This is a genomic window from Sphingomonas sp. Leaf22 (assembly GCF_001421715.1).
Taxonomy (GTDB): domain Bacteria; phylum Pseudomonadota; class Alphaproteobacteria; order Sphingomonadales; family Sphingomonadaceae; genus Sphingomonas.
Map to the genome: position 1 here is coordinate 19999 of NZ_LMKP01000021.1, position 17144 is coordinate 37142.

Below are 17144 nucleotides of genomic sequence, written 5' to 3' on the forward strand. Positions count from 1 at the left end.
CGCTGTTTCCTGGTCTGACGCTGGTCGCGTGGCGATGCGGCGGATCGGCGGATCGGCGGATCGGCGGCTAATAAGTCGATTTTGCTTCTCCGACTGCGGGAACGGGCAGCCGGGGGACTTTTTGCCGTTCTACCTCCGTTCCCCAGTAGTTGCGCCATATGGGGAATTAAAGGTGCCTTGCCGCAGTTCGCGAACCTCGCGTTCCAGCGCCTTCCATTTGTCTGCAACCTCAGTGGGGACGCCGCCCACCGCGAGAGGTCATCGCGCTCATCATCGGATACCATCCGCACCGCACGCTCGCGGACTTTTAGCGCAAATTTGTTCGTCGTGTTGCTTGTCATGGCTCCACCTCCTCAGGAGTTGGAGCCTCCGACAAACCCGGGGCGGTACAAAGATGCAGTAACATTGCCGGCCAAGCAATCACTTGGTTCAGGAGAAGTGGAAGAATCCTCCTGCTTCAGCCGCCACAAACCGCTCGGGCGCGACGCCGGCTACCTCTAGCGCTGCGGACAATTCCTCGACCGGTGCTCCACGCGCCTCGTCGGTGAGTTGGAACGTCCCCCAGTGGATGCCGAGCGCTCGATCTGCACCAACATCGCAGAAGATCCGCACTGCCTCGACGGGGTCGACATGCTGCGCCGCCATGAACCAGCGTGGCGCATAGGCACCAATCGGGATCAGCGCGACATCGGGTGCCCCGAGGTGCCCACGGATCTCGCCGAAGATGCGACCATCGCCATAGCCGGTGTCGCCGACGAACCAGATCGCGCCGGCGGGTGTCTCCAGGTAGTGGCCGCCCCACAGCATCATTCGCGTGTCGCTTGGCCAGCGGTTCGACCAGTGATAGGCGGGCGTCACGGTCGTCGCGATCTCGTCACCGAGCGCCAAGCGGTCCCACCAGTCGCCGGTGACGCAGCGGGCCGCAGGCACGGCCGCCCGCACGACGGCATCGTTTCCGAGCGGCATTACCATCAGCGGATCGTGGACCGCGTGCAGCCGCTGCAATGTCGCGACATCGAGATGATCGTAATGACCGTGGCTGAGCAGCACGAAATCGATTGGCGGCAGGTCGTTGAACGCGATGCCCGGCGCTGTCACCCGCTTCGGTCCGATGCGGCGGAACGGGCTCGCCCGCTCTGACCAGACCGGATCGGTAAGGATGTTGCGGCCCGCGACTTGGATCAACAGCGAGGCATGGCCGACCATCGTGATGCGCAGCCCGGCGACGCGTGCCTCGGGTTTGGCCGGGACGATGGGCACCGAGGCGGGCCATTTCACAGCGCCACCGGCCAGCTTCCATCGCAGCATGTCGGAGACGCCACGGTCGGTGCTCACCTGACCGGGATTGAAGAAGCGGGTGCCGTCGAAATGATCGCTCGGCGGGCCGTCATAATAGCGATTGCGGGCCATCGGTCAGGCGACGCGCATCAACTGCGAGGGATAGGCGGTGAGCATGGTCAACGCCTCCTCGACTGGCGCGGTCAGCCAGCGCTCTTGATCCTCGGCGAGCAGGATCACCGGCATCGCCTTTGGGTGTTTCGGCGCGACGAGCGGATTGGGCTCGGTGGTGCAGAAGGCGTAGACGCGGTCGTGGTCGGCATCTACCTTCCACAGGCCGGCGAAGCACGGCACCGGCTGGTCCTCGACGTTGAACCACCAGTTGGTATCGCCCGGACCCTGACGGTCGGACACATTCTTGGGTTCAGCGAAGCGAGTGAAGGGCACGAGGCAGCGATGCTCGGTCCGTAGCAGCCAGGGCTTCCACAAATTGTTGTGCAAGTTGCGGGCGTCAGTCCACCAGTCGTAGAGGAACGGCAGTTCCCCCTCGCGCGCCGGACGCTTGCGGGGTTTTCGGGTCGGGAAGCCCCAGCGCATCGTGCTCAGCACCCGCCGGCCATCCTCGTAGCGCACGACATAGCCGGGCTTGCCGGGGGCGGCATAGTCCTTCTCCGTTCCCAGCACGTTGGCCGCGTCGTCGACCGCGGCAAGCGCATCGAAATAGCCGCGCGGATCGACCTTCAAGTTATAGAGATTGCACATCGTCGTCTTCGATCACGAGCGATGGCGCGAGACAAGCTTCTTCCACGTCGCCTTGTCCGGATAGGGCAGAGGCGCGCCGGTCGGAGGTTCGCGACCAACCGTGACGCGCGGTCGCGCCGCTGCTTTCTGCTCACGGCAGCCGGCGCAGCATAGGCGGGCTGCCACGGCGAGCAGGCCATCGTCCCAGCCGCGGCGGTTGAACATCCACCACAGGCATACCGCATCCAGCACGCGGACATGACCGCAGCGCGGCCAGGTCAGGCGCAACGTCCGCTTGTACAGTGCGCATTGCTCGAGCGTGCGCAGGCGACGTCCGACATGGCCGTAATCCGCTCGCGCTGCCCCCGTCGGAGCTGCCGGGCCGGCAGAATCGATCCCGTTTCGGTTCACCGAATCTCTCCCGTAACGCCTTGACCCTCCGGCAACAATTCTGGAACATATAGCGAACAAATGAGTCGCAACAGCCATGTCCGCTAACCCCCAACCCGATGATGCCCTGGCTCGCTTGCGCGAGGAGCTGGGTGCCGTCCGTGCGCCGAAGCTGGCGGTTCTGCCTTTCGGCATCGATGCGATCGACACGCGACTCGCCGAGGGCGGGCTCGTGCTGGGCGGCCTTCACGAGGTGTTGCCGGCGACGCCGACGCTCACCGATGATGCCGCGGCGACGCTGTTTTGGGTCGGCATCGCTGCCCGCGCCGCAGCGCGATCCGGTAGGCGTGTGCTTTGGGCGCTGAGGCCAAGGGCATTGGCATCGGCATGGCCGATTTGCAGGACGACGATCCCGACGTCTATGCGATGATCCAGAAGGCCGACACGCTCGGCACCTTCCAAATTGAGTCCCGCGCGCAGATGAGCATGCTGCCGCGCATGAAGCCCGCACGCTTCTATGACCTCGTCATCGAGGTGGCGATCGTGCGGCCGGGGCCAATTCAGGGTGACATGGTCCACCCCTATCTCCGCCGTCGCGAGGGACGCGAGAAGCCGGATTATTCGCGGCCCGAGCTGCGCGCAGTCCTCGAGAAAACACTCGGCGTGCCGCTGTTTCAGAAAAGGCGATGAAGGTCGCGATCGTCGGGGCAGGCTTTACGCCCGCCGAAGCGGACCAGCTCCGCCGTGCGATGGCGACGTTCAAGTTCACCGGCGGCGTCAGCCACTTCTTCGACAAGCTGGTCGGCGGCATGGTCGAGCGCGGTTATGTTGGCAAGCCAGCGTGATTGGCGCACGCCCATTGGCCGGTTCGTTGTGACGGGCCAGTACTTTACTGCGGGATCAATCGTCGTGCTCGCCATCGGTATGCTTATCGGCATCGGGTTGTTTCATTCCCGATCGAAGCAGCACGGCATTCCGACGCTGGCGCAGCCAGAAGTCGGTTGACGACTGATCGACTGCCTGCCGTTTAAGACCTTAACGCCGACGCTCGGGGACAGCCTTCAGTCCGCGACTGTCCCCGGGTGCATGGCAATGCGCGATCCGGCAGATAAGAGCCGGACCGGACCGGCTCAGTGCACGAAATGGGCCTGGACCTTGCGAGCTTCCGCAGGCGTGATCGCCACCACCGCGCCATGCTTGGCTTGGACGAAGTTGGCGGCCTTCATCGGCGAACGCGCTTCGTCGAAACGACCGATATCCTTGAACGTTCTGAAGTCGGTCGTCTCGGAAAAGCCCATCGTGTTGACCGGTTTCGCGCCGAACACGTCGTACATCAGCACATAGGTACCGGTGCCGTGGCGGCGCCAGACGGTGGGGGCTTCGGTGGCGACGGTCTCTGGATCGACCTTGGTCGCGTCATAGACATAGTCGCGGTTGATCTTCGACGACACTGCTTGGCGGAGATAGCCGGGCTTGTCGTGCGCGACGTAGATCAGGTGGTATTTGTCGCCGACCCTGGTGATGTCGCCATCGATCGTGCCCTTGCCCGGGACCGGATAGGTGAACAGGTCCTTGGGCACCGCGGTCAGCGTGGTGAAGGCAGGGTCGGCATAGGAATAGACCATGTGATCGGTCTCCTTGCCGTTACGCGTCGAGTAATAGACCATCAGCTTGCGCGTTTGCGGATCGTAGATCGTCTGCGGTGCCCACGCGGTGCCGATCCTCGCGGTTTCCGGGAACAGCCGGTCGACACGGACGATCCTGTGGGTCCAGTGGATAAGGTCGAACGACTTCATGAAGATCAGCGCACGGTTGTTGCCCCAGCCATATCGGTCGCCGTCGCGCTCCCATTCGGTGGTGCGCAACCCCTCGCGCTGTGCAAAGATGTGGAGGTCGGTCATCGACAGATAGAAGGCACCGTCGGGCCCGCGCATGATATGCGGGTCGCGGATACCCTTCTGCTCGGCGATGTCGCGGCCGTTCAGCACGGGTTTGCCGTCGTTGACGTCGGTGAAGGTGTAGCCGTCGAGCGACACCGCGAAGTGGAGCGAGTGCGTTTCATCCTTGAAATAGGACAGGAGATACGCGCTTCGATTCTTCTCCACCGAGCGCTTGGCCTGCGCCGGAGCGATTGTCTGGACGATGGCGAGGCGCGGCGTTTCCTGTGCGACGGCGGATGCGGCGAGTGCCACGCCAAGGGTAAGCGCGAGAAGCGTTTTCATCTACTGGATCTCGATCAGGCTGACGGATTTTGAGGGCACGGTGACGATCACCGCCTTGCCCGACAGGCGCGTGGGCAATGGCTTGGGGACGAACGGATCGGCGGCGTCGAAGCGAATCCGCGTGTCAATCCTGTCGGCGGTGAGCACCTTGCCGCTGGCCCGGCGCCATGTCCCGCCGGACAGGCTGATGCGGATGCTGCTCGCCTTGGCGGGATCGATATTGACGATGGTAAGGTGCAGCCTGCCCGCCCCATCGCGCGATGCCGAGACGTCGAGGCCCGGCAGGCGGATATCGCCCTGCGCATAGTCGGCGGTGCGCAGTTCGGTCGGGAGCAGCGTCGCGCCGTGATGGACCTTGTACAGGTCGAAGACATGATAGGTCGGGGTGACCACCATTTTTGCGCCCCGGGTCAGCACCAGCGACTGGATGACGTTCACCATCTGGGCGATGTTGGCCATACGGACGCGGTCGGCATGGCGATTGAAGATGTTGAGGCTCATGCCCGCGATCACCGCGTCGCGCAGCGTGCTTTCGAGATAGAGCTGCGAAGGGGCGTCCTTCTCCGAATCGAACCACGCGCCCCATTCGTCGACCGCCAGGGCGACCTTCTTCTCAGGGTCGTATTTGTCCATGATCGCCGCGTGCCGGGTGATCAGTTCGTCGGTGAAGTTCGCGCGCTTCAGCGCCGCGGCGTAGTCGGGCAGGCCGAAACCGACATTGCGGCCCTTGTTGCCCCAGTCGTCGCCGGTAAAGGTGTAGAAGTGGAGCGACAGGCCCCACATCAACGGACGATCGGTGTTGTAGGCGAGCGGGGTCGGATGGGGACGCCACTGCATGGCGAGCGCCATCATCTTCTCGGTCCAGTCGTAGTCGTCGGTGTCCGATCCGACCGCGATCAGATTGGCACGCGGGCCGGAGTAGTTGCGCAGGAACGCCGCATATTGGCGGAAGGCCGCGGCGTAGGTTTCGACGGTCATGTTACCGCCGCAGCCCCAATTCTCGTTACCGACGCCTATGAACGGGACGTTCCACGGTTCCTTGCGACCATTCACCTCGCGCGCTTTGGCAGGGCCACTGCCGGCCGGGGCCGACATGTAGCGCATCCAGTCATCGGCCTCGCGGACGCTGCCTGATCCGACGTTGATCGAGACGAACGGCTTCGTGCCGACCTGCTCGATGAAATCCATGAATTCGTGGGTGCCGAAATGGTTGGTCTCGGGCGACTGGTTCCAAGCGCTGTTGATCCCGACGGGGCGCCGGTCGCGCGGGCCGAGCCCGTCCTGCCAGTGATAGGCGTCGGCGAAGCAGCCGCCCGGCCACCGGATCACCGGCACCTTGATCTTGCGAAGCGCGGCGACGACGTCGTTGCGGATGCCGCGGGTGTTGGGGATCGGTGACTCCGGGCCGACCCAGATCCCCTCATAGACGCCGCGGCCGAGATGCTCGACGAACTGGCCGTAGATGTTGGGATCGATCGTGGCGCCTGGCTGATCGGTACGAATGGTGAGTTCGGCATCGTTGGACTGGGAGATAGCGGGTACCGCTGCGGTGAGCGCAGATGCTGCCAGCAAAGCTCGACACCAGAATGTGGCTCGTTTGCGGACCATGCCGTCTCCCAACTTTCTATTTGTCAGACTATTTCCGCAGTGGTGCGTCCGAAGTCAAGTCGATTGCGGTTCTATTTCCGTTCACCTGGAGCGTTCACCGCCCGCATACCGTGATCGGCAAGGCGATCGGCAACGCAATGAACATGGGAACGACGCTCGCGGTCTATGCCACCCTTTGCCGCGAGACCGGCCGCCCGTTCGCCTTTCCCGGCTCGGCCGCGCAATGGTCGGAGCTTACCGACATGACTGATGCTGGGCAGCTCGCCCGGCAGCTTCTCTGGGCCGCGGAAACCGAAGCGGCGCACGATCAGGCGTTCAACATCGTCAACGGCGACGTTTTCCGCTGGCAGTGGATGTGGGCTCGCATCGCCAAGTGGTTCGGGTTGGAGGCAGCGCCGTTTGACGGCACGCCACAGCCGCTCGGGCAGCAGATGGCGGACGACGCGGCGTTGTTCTCTGACGAGCAAAACATGTTCGCCGCGACGGTCGCCTATGCGCTTCCACAAGGCTCGCGGACGCTGCTGGATCGGATTGCAGACCCAAGTCCCAACGGCAACGACGCGCTCGACAGGATGCACGTGCATTTCGGACCAGGCGGCAAGGATCCGGAAGCGTTCGCGGTATTCATGGCGACCTTCGCCGAGACGCTCGCGGCCGACCCGGCGCTACTGCGCGTTCGGCTGCATCTGCCGGAAGCCTATGACAATGCCGCTCCCGCACCGCCCGCGCCGGACGTGACCCACACCGTCCCGCCTGAACGCGAGCGGCTGGCGATCCTAGACCTTACCTTCGCCACGCCGCTCGCACGGCGGCGCTTCTTCGCCTCCGACAAGTTCGTCCGCACGGTCGACGATCAAAAACAGCACATCGGCTATGTCACCGCCTTCGCGGTCAGCGGCATGTACACCTATGTCCGCGATAAGGAGCTGACGCTCGCCGGCCTGAGGGGAAGTCGGCCAGCGCAGCTCATCGAGCAGCTGGGGACGGTCAATCAGACAGCGGAGGATGTTCGCCATCTGATGCTGACAGGCACGCTTGATTAGGCGGCGTGGACAAATTTGAGCCAGTATCTGGCGGTGGCGAGATGGACCATGCCGAGGAAACTGCTGGCGAGCTGATCGTAGCGGGTGGCGATGGCGCGGTTAATCTTGAGGTGGCCGAACATGCGCTCGATGCGGTTGCGCTGCTTGTAGAGTGTCCGGTCATGCTCGATCTTCACCCGTCGGTTTGACCGGCCGGGGATGACGGGTTCGATGTTCCGTTTAGCAAGGTCGGCACGGATTGCATCGGCGTCGTAGCCCTTGTCGGCGAGCAGGGCATTGGGTGCGCGTTCTGGCAGAACGATCAGGGCATCATACGCTTTGCAGTCTGCCGCCTCGCCGCCCGTCAGATGGAAGGCGAGCGGTCGCCCGAGGGCGTCAGCCAGGCAGTGAAGCTTACTGGTGAACCCGCCCCGCGAGCGGCCAAGAGCGCGTCGATGAGTCCCCCTTTTCCGCCCGCTGCCGAGACGTGGGCGCGGACGGTGGTGCTGTCGATGCTGTAGTGGCCGGTGTCCGCCATGATCTCGGCCAACGTCACCGCCACGATCTCCCAGACCCCGGCCTCGCTCCACCGCCGGAACCGCCGATATATGGTGTTCCAACTTCCGTATTTAGGCGGAACATCGCGCCACGGTGCCCCGCATCGCAGCCGCCAGAGTATGCCATTGATGATCGAGCGGTTCTGTTCGGGCGGCCTGCCTCGACCGCGCCTTTTGCGCTCGATCGGCAGCAGATCCTTCAGAATGCGCCATTCCGTCTTGGTGAGATCGCCCCGGCTCACGCCTGCCTCCAAATGGCAGCGTTGAATCAACGGAAGAGTGCGGCGTCAATTGCACAAAGGCCAAATGGGCGGCAAACAAACAAAATGGGAAAGCCAGTACCGACGAGATTCAGCGTTCTTCCCGAGAACGAGGCTGCTGCCGTCGCTTACCTTGAGGAGCGCGGCTACCCTCCCATCGCAATCGAGGAAGATGGCGGCCTGATCGTCTTGATCTTGAAACCGCTACCTGACGACGAAATGCCCGGGCTGGTCCAGGCGTTGCCAGTCCATTTGAGCGCAAAGGTTGGTATCGTGATGGGCGATCGTCCGCCCTTCACGCCACGCCCCAACGCATGAAGTGAATTTGTCCACGTCGCCTAGGAGCCCAAGCGCCAGCAGCAATCCTGGAGGATCGCTGCCGGCGCCCTATGGAGAAATGACCCAGTTGCAGACGTTCGGGTCGCCATTAGCGGTGACCAAAAGCGGACGCTTGTTCATGGACCTGATACGTTCGCTCGCTGCTGTGCGTTTCATCTCTCAGGGTCGTGCTGCCAGGAGTGGGATCCAGGGTTTCCACCAACGCCTTGGGGGATCGCCAATGGGATTGGCAGTGATTTTGGCTCAATCCGGTTGCGTAGTCTTTTCCGCGAGCAAGGTAGCGCGCATATCGGACGGAGAGGTACCGTAGACGCGACGGAACAGCTTGGTGAAGTCCGAGGCGCTGCTGCCAAATCCGGCAGCTCGTGCCAGATCCTGGATCGGCGCGGTCGGTGAACTGCGTAGCAGCTGGAGGAACGCGCGCAGGCGGTGGTCGCGCAGATAGGTGGCGATCTTCAAACCCTGGTCCGCAAAGGCATCGTAAAGGCTGGTGCGCGATACGTTGAGCATCGCTGCGATCTTCGCGGTGTTCAGTTCAGGGTCCGCACTGGCGGTGGCGATGATCGTCTTGGCCCGGGCGACCAGATGGCTGCGTTCCTCGGCAGGGCTGGCCTCGGCCTGCCGGATCATCGCGACGGCAACGTCCGCGGCGGTCGTCAAGGCGATGTCGAACGTGGCTGGCGACACGTTGCCGAGCGCGTCGACCATATAGCGAACATGAAGGGCGAAGAGATCGGCCAGTTCGCCGCCTGTGAACACCCGCCCGGCAATGCCGGCGAGCCGCGCCGTATCTACAGCCGCCGTTACCCTCGAGCGCGCCAGAAAGATCGCGACGACATGCCCCGGATAGTTGCGCATGACGTGCGGCACCGAGGTATCGAGGGTGAAGACGGCACCCTCCTCGACGTTCAGAAACTGACCATCGGTTTCGACCTCGACCCGGCCATGGCTGATGAAGCAGACCAGCAATCCGTCCATGCTGTCGGCAGCATCGTCCTCCTTGCGCCGCCCGGTCATGCCGGGGTTGCGTGAGATCGCGTGCAGGAAGGCGGCGCTCGATCCGGCGAACCAGCGCATCGTCGTATCGACCGGTTCGCCGTTAAAACTGACCGGCGGGATGCGACGATACAGGAACGCGTTCTCCAGATAGTCCTCGACGCCCGGCGGTGCCTTCAGGCTATCGATCTCCGCCGCCTCGAAATGCTTGGCGCGCCACGGGCGGTAACGGTCGGGTTCGGTCGGCTCCATCGCGGCCGGACCATAGCGTCGTGCGCGAGTAGCGCATGAGGCATTTTGTCCACAACTATAGGCATTTCGTCCGAATACTGCCGACGCGATTACCGATCCGGGACGAATGGACGAAATGCCTGGTGTTCTGGACGAATGGCCAAGCGACGCATGGTTACCCCGAAGGTAAGGCTGAGGCCAACATCAGTCCACAGGGGGCACAGGTCATGGCTTTGGGCAATAACGGCACGCTGCGCACGAACAGTGCGTTGCGCGAGATCGTCAATAACAATCAGGCCGACATCATTATCGGTACCGATGCGGCGGAAGCCTTCAGCTTCACCGATCTGAACGGCGGCCTGTCCGGCGACGACACAATCCGCCAGTTCGGCAAGAACGACGTGCTGCTGAACTACCGCTCGATCTATGACGGCAATGCCGACAACTTGATCGATCTGGGCTCGAACGGTCTGCTCGACATCGATCGCGCCGGTCCCAAGCGTGCCGGCCCCGACCAGATCAAGCTCGAGGGCTTGGGCGGCGGGGCGCTGCGCTACCTCGGCGACAAGCAGGGCTATTCGGTCTATGCCGATGCCAGCGTTCGCCTGACGGGCTTGACCGAAGGCACGGTCAACAACGACAGCTTCGATGCTGCCAAGGGCGGCAAGGCGTACAGCTTCCTCTACGATACCGCGCTCGGGCTGAACCTCGGCGGGGACACGATCCGCAACTTCGGTGCCGATGACCGCATCGTCACGACGACGAAGTTCTTCGACGGCGGCAACGCCAACGGCACGATCGGGACGGGTGCGAACGGCGTGTTCGACCTTTCGGGAACGAGCGTCAGCATGCGTGGTGACGACGGCGTCGCCAATGGCGGACAGATCGATATCGTCGGCGTCTCGGCATTGTACCTGCTGTCGACCATGAGCGTGAACGGCGTCACCTACTACAGCTACGGTTCGCCCCCGAACACGCCCCTACCCCCGGTCAATCGTGCGCCGACCGCACCGGCGACGGCGACGCTGAGCGTGCAGGAGGATGGCCGCACGACGTACAGCGTCATCGGTGCCAGCGACCCCGATGGCGATACGCTGAGCTACACGGTGGCGGCGGGCGATCAGCCACGCCATGGAACGCTTGTCGCGGGCAGCCAGGCCGGCAGCTTCGACTATACGCCCAACCCCGACTTTGCCGGCGAGGATAGCTTCACCATCACGATCAGCGACGGGAAGGGCGGCACCACCCAGCAGCGGGTAACGACCACCGTCACGCCGGTGAACGACGCGCCGACGGCAGCGGCCAGCGTTGCGGTGACGACCAGTGAAGACACCGCAACCGCTGCCACCCGGATCGGTGCGACCGATATCGATGGCGACACGCTGACCTATTCGATCAAGGTGGGCAGTACCCCTGCCAAGGGAAGTGTCGCCTTCGACCAGCGGGCCGGTACCTTCGTCTATACCCCCAACGCCGACCGCAACGGCGCGGACGCCTTTACGATCGTCATCAGCGACGGCCAGGGCGGCACGACCGAACAGCGTGTCGACCTCACGATCACACCGGTGCAGGACCGGATCGCCAACATCGACTTGAACGACATCGCCGCCGGCAAGGGCGGGTTCAAGATCATTGGACAGACGACGTTCGACAACGCCGGCAGCTCGGTATCGGACGCCGGTGACATCAACGGTGACGGGCTCGCCGACCTGATCATTGGGGCGCTGGGCAACGATGCGAACGGTCAGAACAGCGGTACAGCGTACGTCGTGTTCGGCAAGACGGACAGCGTTACGGTCGACCTGAACGCGGTTGCCAACGGTACCGGCGGGTTCAAGATCGCTGGCCAGGCGGCATTGGACAACGCCGGCAGCTCGGTATCGAATGCAGGCGACGTCAACGGTGACGGGCTTGCCGATCTGATCGTTGGATCGGACAGCAACGATGCGAACGGTCAGAACAGCGGTGCGGCGTACGTCGTGTTCGGCAAGACCGACGGTACCACGATCGACCTGAACGCGGTTGCGAACGGCACCGGCGGGTTCAAGATCGCTGGGCAGGCAGCATTCGACTACGCTGGCGTCTCGGTATCGACCGCCGGCGACGTCAACGGCGACGGGTTCACCGACCTCATCGTCGGGGCGTACCTCAACGATGCGAACGGTAGCGACAGCGGCGCGGCGTACGTGGTGTTCGGCAAGACCGATGGCGGTGCGATCGATCTGAACGCGGTTGCCAACGGCACCGGTGGGTTCAAGATCGCTGGGCAGACGGCAACCGACTTAGCCGGCATCTCGGTATCGAACGCTGGCGACGTCAACGGCGACGGGCGCGCCGACCTGATCGTCGGAGCGTACAGCAACGATACGAACGGTCGCAATAGCGGAGCGACATACGTGGTGTTCGGCAAGAAGGACGGCGGTACGATCGATCTGAACGCGGTCGCCAACGGCACCGCCGGGTTCAAGATTAGCGGACAGGCAGAAGGCGACTTTGCCAGCAACTCGGTATCGACCGCAGGCGACGTCAACGGCGACGGCCTCACCGACTTGATCGTCGGCGCGTTCTACAACGATGCGAATGATCAGAATAGCGGTGCGGCGTACGTCGTGTTCGGCAAGACCGACGGTACCATGGTTGATCTAAACACGGTTGCCAACGGCATCGGCGGGTTCAAGATCGTTGGGCAGGCGGCATTCGACTACGCCGGCGTCTCGGTATCGCACGCCGGTGACGTCAACGGCGACGGACTGACCGACTTGATCGTTGGAGCCTACGACGGTGCGAACGGTAACGACAGCGGCGCGGCGTACGTCGTGTTCGGCAAGAAGGACGGTACCACAATCGATCTGAACGCGGTTGCCAACGGCACCGGCGGGTTCAAGATCGCTGGGCAGGCGGGAGCCGACTTTGCCGGCATCTCGGTATCGAACGCCGGCGACGTCAACGGCGACGGGCTCGTCGACCTGATCGTCGGAGCAACCGGCAACGATGCGAACGGTAACGACAGCGGCGCGGCGTACGTCATTTATGGATCAAGCGACTGGCTGATCTAAGCGTGTCGATATGCTACCGCTGGAGACATATTTTCCGGCGGTAGCAAGAAATTCGAGTAATCAGATTGGGAATCTGACCCAAATTCGGTCATTCATGGCCCCTTTCGCACTAACCAAGTTCGGACACTCGTTCATCGCATAAAAATTGGGTCTGCCGTCCCGCGTCGTGTCCGCGATTGTCTGAACCCGCTGGACAGCTGCACTTGGCACGCGCCCCACGATCTGTATCGTGAGACAATGTCTCACTCACCTCTGCACTCCCCGCTCAATCCAGCCAATGTTCCCAGCGCACGCTTCTTCGCCGACATCGGCATAACTCCCGGTGCGCGGGTACTCGATGTCGGTTGCGGCAATGGTGACCTCAGTCGGTTTGTGGCTGGGCTTGCCGGGCCAGGCGGCGAAGTCGTGGCGATCGACCGGAGCGAACAGGCGCTGGCGGTAGCGCAAGCGACCGACACGGACTTGGGTGTCGCGCACATCCAGTACCGGGCGGTCGATCTTTCGGGTGACTTGCCCGATCTCGGCCGTTTTGACGCGATCGTCGGCCGTCGCGTTCTGATGTACCTACCCGATGCCGCCAAGGCACTGGAGCGACTAGCGACGATGGCCAATCCTAATGCCGTCTTGGCATTTCAGGAACATGCACGCACCGCCCTTCCCGCAGGACTTGGGCACCTCGCGTTGCACCGCCAGCTTTATAACTGGAACTGGAGCACAGTTGCAGCAGAATGAGGGGATGTGCGGTTGGCGCTACGGCTCGCCGAACTGATGCAGCAATTGGGGCTTTCGGTTGAGGAGGCGCGCGGCGAGGCCATCCTGATCAACCCTAACCAGCCCTCCTTCCTGCCAACACTCACGCAGGCGATGCTGCCGCGAATAGTCGAGCGAGGTATCGCGACCGTGGAGCAGATTGACCCGGACACGCTGGCGGAGCGGATAGAGGAAGAGCATCGCGCTGCGGGTGGTGTGATCGTTTGGGACCTCGCCTTCTTAGTCGCGGCTCGCGCTCAACCTGTCGCTCGCTGAAAAGTCCGCCTTGAGGCAGCTGGGAGCGAGCTGAACGAGGAAATGCTGCCCGGCAGACTTGCGGCCACGAGGACCCACTTCCAAACGTTCGGGCCAGCCTTCCCGTTTCCCAACTCCAGACACTCATTCATGCCCTCGGGACTTCGAAGCTGACGGCGACGTTCCCCAACGAAGCGCCCCGTGGTCCTGACCATCAAATGCCATTGATCTTATCAAAGCACGCTTGCGATCAGACGCGCATCGCCGCGACAAAGGCCTGGAAAGCGGCAGTCGGTTGGCGGCGGCTCGGATAATAGAGGTGGTTCGGCGCCAATATGGGTGCCCAGCCAGTGAGCACTTCAACCAGCGTACCGTCGGCCAGTGCTTGCGCGGCGTGCGGTAGCGGCAGGCAAGTCACGCCCAGCCCTGCCACCGCGGCGTCGCGCATCACGTCGATATCGTTGGTGATGAAGTCGCCGCGGACCGACCGTTCCACCGTCCGGCCGTCCCGCTCGAATTCCCATCGATGTACGACGCCAGACGACGTGTACCGATAACACAGGCACCGATGCGCGACGAGATCGTCGGGATCGGCGGGTGCGGGATGGTCGGCGAGGTAGACCGGGGCGGCAACGAAGACGAGTGGCACCGTTGCGCTGATCCGTACCGATATCATATCGGCCTGCAGGGTCTGCGCGTGCCGGACCCCGCAGTCGAAACGGTCCGCGACGATGTCGACGAACCCGTCGTCGACCACCAGTTCAACCGCGATGTCGGGATAGGCCCGCGCAAAGTCAGCCAGTCGCGGCAGGATGACGTAGAGCGCCGCGACCCGGTGCGCACTGACCCGGATCCGCCCCGCCGGTCGTTCGCGGGCGTTATTCAGGTCGGACAGCGCTTCCGCGACCGAAGCGATCGCCGGCCTCAACCGCGCCAGCAGTTCCTCGCCGGCAAGCGTCGGCGCCAGCGACCGGGTAGTACGGTCGAGCAGCCGGACGCCCAGTTTCGTTTCGAGCGACCGCATCGCATGGCTCAAAGCCGAGGCGGACAATCCAAGACGCGTCGCCGCTCGCGCGAAGCTGCCAGCCTCGACGATCGTCTCGAACACCGCGAGACCGGACCAAAGATCGCGATCCATTCCTGAACATCCTTCAGCAACCCATGCGCCGCAAATGATCTAATCCTCACGCCGTCCGGCGTCCATCTGGAGACCACACACTGCAGGATGCGATCATGAATCTCGACACCTATCGCCCGCTCGGCCGCTCCGGCCTTCTCGTCAGCCCGCTGGCACTCGGTACGATGACCTTTGGCACGCCACGATGGGGGCTGGACGAGAGCGGAAGCCGCGCGGTGTTCGATAGCTACACCGATCTTGGTGGCAATTTTATCGACACCGCCGACGTCTACGCAGGCGGGCGATCGGAGGAGATGGTCGGTAGTTTCGTCGCCGCGCAATCGTCGCGCGATCAGCTGGTGATCGCGACGAAATCGGGGTTTGCAACCGGCCGCGGCTATCATGCAGGCGGCAACGGCGCGCGCCACATCCTGGCGTCCGTCGAAGGATCGCTCCGCCGACTCCGGACGGACTTCATCGACCTGTACTGGGTACATGTCTGGGACGGCATAACCCCGCCCGAGGAACTGCTGCGGACGATGACCGCGCTCGTCGCAGCGGGCAAGATCCGCTACTGGGGTATATCCAACACCCCGGCCTGGTACGTCGCCGAACTCGCGACGCTGGCGCGGATCCATGGCGATCCGGCGCCGATCGGCCTGCAATATTTCTATTCGCTGGTCGAACGCGGCGTCGAAGCGGAGCACCTGCCGCTCGCGCGATCGGCGGGCATGGGTCTCGTGCCCTGGAGCCCCCTCGCCTATGGCCTGCTCACCGGCAAATACGACCGCGCGACCGTCGAGGCGGGTCCGAAGCGCGCAGGCGGCGTCCCCAACCAAGCCGGGCAGGAAGACGCAGCGCGGCCCGCCAACGACAAGCGGCTCGATGGCGACAATCCGTTCGGCGACACGCTGTTCACCGAGCGCAACTGGCAAATCCTCGACGAACTGAAACGCGTCGCCGCGGAGATTGACGAGACGCCGGCGCGCGTCGCGCTGTCCTGGGTGGTCGGGCAGCCTAGCGTCACATCCACGCTGATGGGTGTGAGCCGGGCGGAGCAGGTAACCGACAATGTCGCCGCCCTCGGCCTTACCCTGTCATCCGATCACCGTGCGGCGCTCGATGCAGTGAGCGGTGGCAACCTGTCGTTTCTATACGGCCTGTTCGCCCCCGCCATGCGCAATCAGGTCGTCTTCGTCGGCGGAGACATTCGAAGTTGAACCGTCATCCTGGAGCCGATCGCCCAAGACGAAATCTGCGCGTGGTCGGCTCCAATCGACAAACTCCGCGTTTGAAACCGTCCGGTCTACAGCAAGTTCGTTTGCCGAACGCCGGCACGGGGATAGTCATGCGGATCGGAATCATCGGGGCGGGAATGGCGGGCCTTTCGTGTGCGCAGACGCTTCGTCATCAGGGTCACAACGTCATCGTGTTTGACAAGGGGCGCGGGCCGGGTGGCCGCATGTCGACCCGCCGCATCGACACCCCGGTGGGGGAGGCCGCATTCGATCACGGCGCGCAATATCTGACGGCACGCGATCCCGCGTTCGTCGCGCAGGTCGAGCGCTGGGCGCAAGACGGCCATGTCGCTCGCTGGTCGCCCGCTGGCCCGGATGCGTGGGTCGGGACGCCGGCGATGAGCGCACCGATCCGTGCGATGGCGAACGGCGGCGACGTCCGCTGGAACACTGCCATCGACACCCTGACCTATGATGGCGAATGGTGGATCGGTAACGAGCGGTTCGACGCGGCGATCGTCGCGGTGCCGGCCGAACAGGTCGCGCCCTTAGTCACCGCCCACGATGTCGCATTGGCCGATGCAGCCCGTTCTGCATTGTCCGATCCGTGCTGGACCGTCATGGCAGCATTCGACGGTCTTGTACCGATCGATCACGATCGGCTTACGGATCTCGGCATCATCGGATCCGCTGTCCGCAACTCGGCCAAGCCAACTCGGACTGGACCGGAGGCCTGGGTCCTTCAGGCCAGTGCCGATTGGTCGCGCGCGCATCTCGAAGACGAACCGGACACGGTACAACGCGCGCTTCTCGCGGCGTTCGCGGATAATATCGGCGCCGAATTGCCTGCCGTCATCGCGACCAGCGTTCATCGCTGGCGGTATGCGAGGGTCGACGCGTTGAACCACGGCGCGATCTGGAACGCTGATATCCGGCTAGGCGCCTGCGGCGACTGGCTTCTCGGACCGCGGATCGAAGCTGCCTGGCTGTCGGGACAGCATCTCGCGGAGTTCGTCGGATCGACAAATCGGGCTGTTTCCAAACAGCATGTCCGATGCTGAGACCCAGAACCCGCCGTTCAAAC

General features: G+C 63.5%; 15 protein-coding genes and 3 pseudogenes. 9 read left to right on the plus strand and 9 right to left on the minus strand.

Annotated features, from left to right (window positions below; translation table 11 throughout):
• Positions 1–177 precede the first annotated feature (177 nt).
• From ASE70_RS20675 to ASE70_RS10530, 4 genes and pseudogenes are all read right to left on the minus strand, one after another.
• A pseudogene (locus ASE70_RS20675) lies at positions 178–341 on the minus strand (IS3 family transposase); the annotation flags it as partial.
• Positions 342–429: 88 nt separating this feature from the next.
• On the minus strand, positions 430–1410 hold the full coding sequence (locus ASE70_RS10520) for an MBL fold metallo-hydrolase (protein ID WP_056504499.1): 981 nt from the start codon (positions 1408–1410) through the stop codon (positions 430–432).
• Positions 1411–1413: 3 nt separating this feature from the next.
• Entirely contained in the window at positions 1414–2040 is a 627-nt protein-coding gene (locus tag ASE70_RS10525; RefSeq protein WP_056504502.1) for an SOS response-associated peptidase family protein, read from the minus strand.
• Positions 2041–2052: 12 nt separating this feature from the next.
• Entirely contained in the window at positions 2053–2430 is a 378-nt protein-coding gene (locus ASE70_RS10530; protein ID WP_156356167.1) for a hypothetical protein, read from the minus strand.
• A 342-nt stretch (positions 2431–2772) separates the two neighbouring features.
• Here ASE70_RS10530 and dnaE2 point away from each other — a divergent pair.
• Both dnaE2 and ASE70_RS19860 read left to right on the plus strand, forming a co-directional pair.
• Positions 2773–3236: pseudogene (gene dnaE2, locus ASE70_RS19200) on the plus strand (error-prone DNA polymerase); the annotation flags it as partial.
• The gene (locus ASE70_RS19860) at positions 3235–3414 is read left to right on the plus strand and encodes a hypothetical protein (RefSeq protein WP_156356169.1); all 180 of its coding nucleotides are present in this window, start codon (positions 3235–3237) and stop codon (positions 3412–3414) included. The pseudogene dnaE2 and the gene ASE70_RS19860, both read left to right, overlap by 2 nt.
• Before the next feature lie 125 nt (positions 3415–3539).
• Here the strand turns inward: ASE70_RS19860 and ASE70_RS10540 are convergent, their stop codons facing one another.
• Together ASE70_RS10540 and ASE70_RS10545 are read right to left on the minus strand one after the other, a co-directional pair.
• A complete protein-coding gene (locus ASE70_RS10540) occupies positions 3540–4631 on the minus strand; it encodes a glycoside hydrolase family 43 protein (protein ID WP_056504514.1) in 1092 nt (363 codons plus the stop codon).
• The gene (locus ASE70_RS10545) at positions 4632–6203 is read right to left on the minus strand and encodes an alpha-N-arabinofuranosidase (RefSeq protein WP_235519799.1); all 1572 of its coding nucleotides are present in this window, start codon (positions 6201–6203) and stop codon (positions 4632–4634) included.
• A gap of 110 nt (positions 6204–6313) precedes the next feature.
• Between ASE70_RS10545 and ASE70_RS20995 the strand changes: the two are divergent.
• A pseudogene (locus ASE70_RS20995) lies at positions 6314–6694 on the plus strand (NAD-dependent dehydratase); the annotation flags it as partial.
• 584 nt (positions 6695–7278) lie between these two features.
• Here ASE70_RS20995 and ASE70_RS19865 read toward each other — a convergent pair.
• Positions 7279–8060 (minus strand): IS5 family transposase gene (locus ASE70_RS19865; RefSeq protein WP_443024871.1). Its coding sequence is split into 2 segments (ribosomal slippage): positions 7279–7721 and positions 7721–8060, totalling 783 coding nucleotides; the frame shifts between segments, so codons are not numbered across the junction.
• An 84-nt stretch (positions 8061–8144) separates the two neighbouring features.
• On the opposite strand from ASE70_RS19865, the gene ASE70_RS10565 reads away from it, so the two are divergent.
• Positions 8145–8396: a hypothetical protein gene (locus ASE70_RS10565; RefSeq protein ID WP_056504519.1), complete on the plus strand. Its 252-nt coding sequence runs from the start codon at positions 8145–8147 to the stop codon at positions 8394–8396.
• Between the two features lie 264 nt (positions 8397–8660).
• Here the strand turns inward: ASE70_RS10565 and ASE70_RS10570 are convergent, their stop codons facing one another.
• On the minus strand, positions 8661–9665 hold the full coding sequence (locus ASE70_RS10570) for an AraC family transcriptional regulator (RefSeq protein ID WP_055998366.1): 1005 nt from the start codon (positions 9663–9665) through the stop codon (positions 8661–8663).
• Between the two features lie 206 nt (positions 9666–9871).
• Between ASE70_RS10570 and ASE70_RS10575 the strand changes: the two genes are divergently transcribed.
• The 3 genes from ASE70_RS10575 to ASE70_RS10585 all read left to right on the plus strand — a co-directional run bounded on the left by ASE70_RS10575 (position 9872) and on the right by ASE70_RS10585 (position 13726).
• Complete coding sequence (locus tag ASE70_RS10575) at positions 9872–12700, plus strand: tandem-95 repeat protein (protein ID WP_056397206.1); 2829 nt, start codon at positions 9872–9874, stop codon at positions 12698–12700.
• 237 nt (positions 12701–12937) lie between these two features.
• The gene (locus tag ASE70_RS10580) at positions 12938–13432 is read left to right on the plus strand and encodes a class I SAM-dependent methyltransferase (RefSeq protein WP_082438846.1); all 495 of its coding nucleotides are present in this window, start codon (positions 12938–12940) and stop codon (positions 13430–13432) included.
• A gap of 12 nt (positions 13433–13444) precedes the next feature.
• Complete coding sequence (locus ASE70_RS10585; RefSeq protein ID WP_156347404.1) at positions 13445–13726, plus strand: hypothetical protein; 282 nt, start codon at positions 13445–13447, stop codon at positions 13724–13726.
• Positions 13727–13955: 229 nt separating this feature from the next.
• On the opposite strand, the gene ASE70_RS10590 is transcribed toward ASE70_RS10585, so the two are convergent.
• Positions 13956–14843, minus strand: a complete 888-nt coding sequence (locus ASE70_RS10590) for a LysR family transcriptional regulator (protein WP_055998375.1) — start codon at positions 14841–14843, stop codon at positions 13956–13958.
• Between the two features lie 95 nt (positions 14844–14938).
• On the opposite strand from ASE70_RS10590, the gene ASE70_RS10595 reads away from it, so the two are divergent.
• Together ASE70_RS10595 and ASE70_RS10600 are read left to right on the plus strand one after the other, a co-directional pair.
• Positions 14939–16042 (plus strand): aldo/keto reductase, encoded by a 1104-nt coding sequence (locus tag ASE70_RS10595; RefSeq protein WP_056504528.1) that lies wholly within the window; start codon positions 14939–14941, stop codon positions 16040–16042.
• Entirely contained in the window at positions 16039–17121 is a 1083-nt protein-coding gene (locus ASE70_RS10600) for an NAD(P)/FAD-dependent oxidoreductase (RefSeq protein WP_327196830.1), read from the plus strand. The genes ASE70_RS10595 and ASE70_RS10600 overlap by 4 nt, the downstream gene beginning before the upstream one ends.
• Positions 17122–17144 lie beyond the last annotated feature (23 nt).

Bases quoted from the DNA above. Each gene is read 5' to 3' on its own strand.
- ASE70_RS10520 (WP_056504499.1), bottom strand. From the start codon at position 1,410: ATGGCCCGCAATCGCTATTATGACGGCCCGCCGAGCGATCATTTCGAC.
- ASE70_RS10525 (WP_056504502.1), bottom strand. From the start codon at position 2,040: ATGTGCAATCTCTATAACTTGAAGGTCGATCCGCGCGGCTATTTCGAT.
- ASE70_RS19860 (WP_156356169.1), top strand. From the start codon at position 3,235: ATGTTGGCAAGCCAGCGTGATTGGCGCACGCCCATTGGCCGGTTCGTT.
- ASE70_RS10540 (WP_056504514.1), bottom strand. From the start codon at position 4,631: ATGAAAACGCTTCTCGCGCTTACCCTTGGCGTGGCACTCGCCGCATCC.
- ASE70_RS10565 (WP_056504519.1), top strand. From the start codon at position 8,145: ATGGGAAAGCCAGTACCGACGAGATTCAGCGTTCTTCCCGAGAACGAG.
- ASE70_RS10570 (WP_055998366.1), bottom strand. From the start codon at position 9,665: ATGGAGCCGACCGAACCCGACCGTTACCGCCCGTGGCGCGCCAAGCAT.
- ASE70_RS10575 (WP_056397206.1), top strand. From the start codon at position 9,872: ATGGCTTTGGGCAATAACGGCACGCTGCGCACGAACAGTGCGTTGCGC.
- ASE70_RS10580 (WP_082438846.1), top strand. From the start codon at position 12,938: ATGTCTCACTCACCTCTGCACTCCCCGCTCAATCCAGCCAATGTTCCC.
- ASE70_RS10590 (WP_055998375.1), bottom strand. From the start codon at position 14,843: ATGGATCGCGATCTTTGGTCCGGTCTCGCGGTGTTCGAGACGATCGTC.
- ASE70_RS10595 (WP_056504528.1), top strand. From the start codon at position 14,939: ATGAATCTCGACACCTATCGCCCGCTCGGCCGCTCCGGCCTTCTCGTC.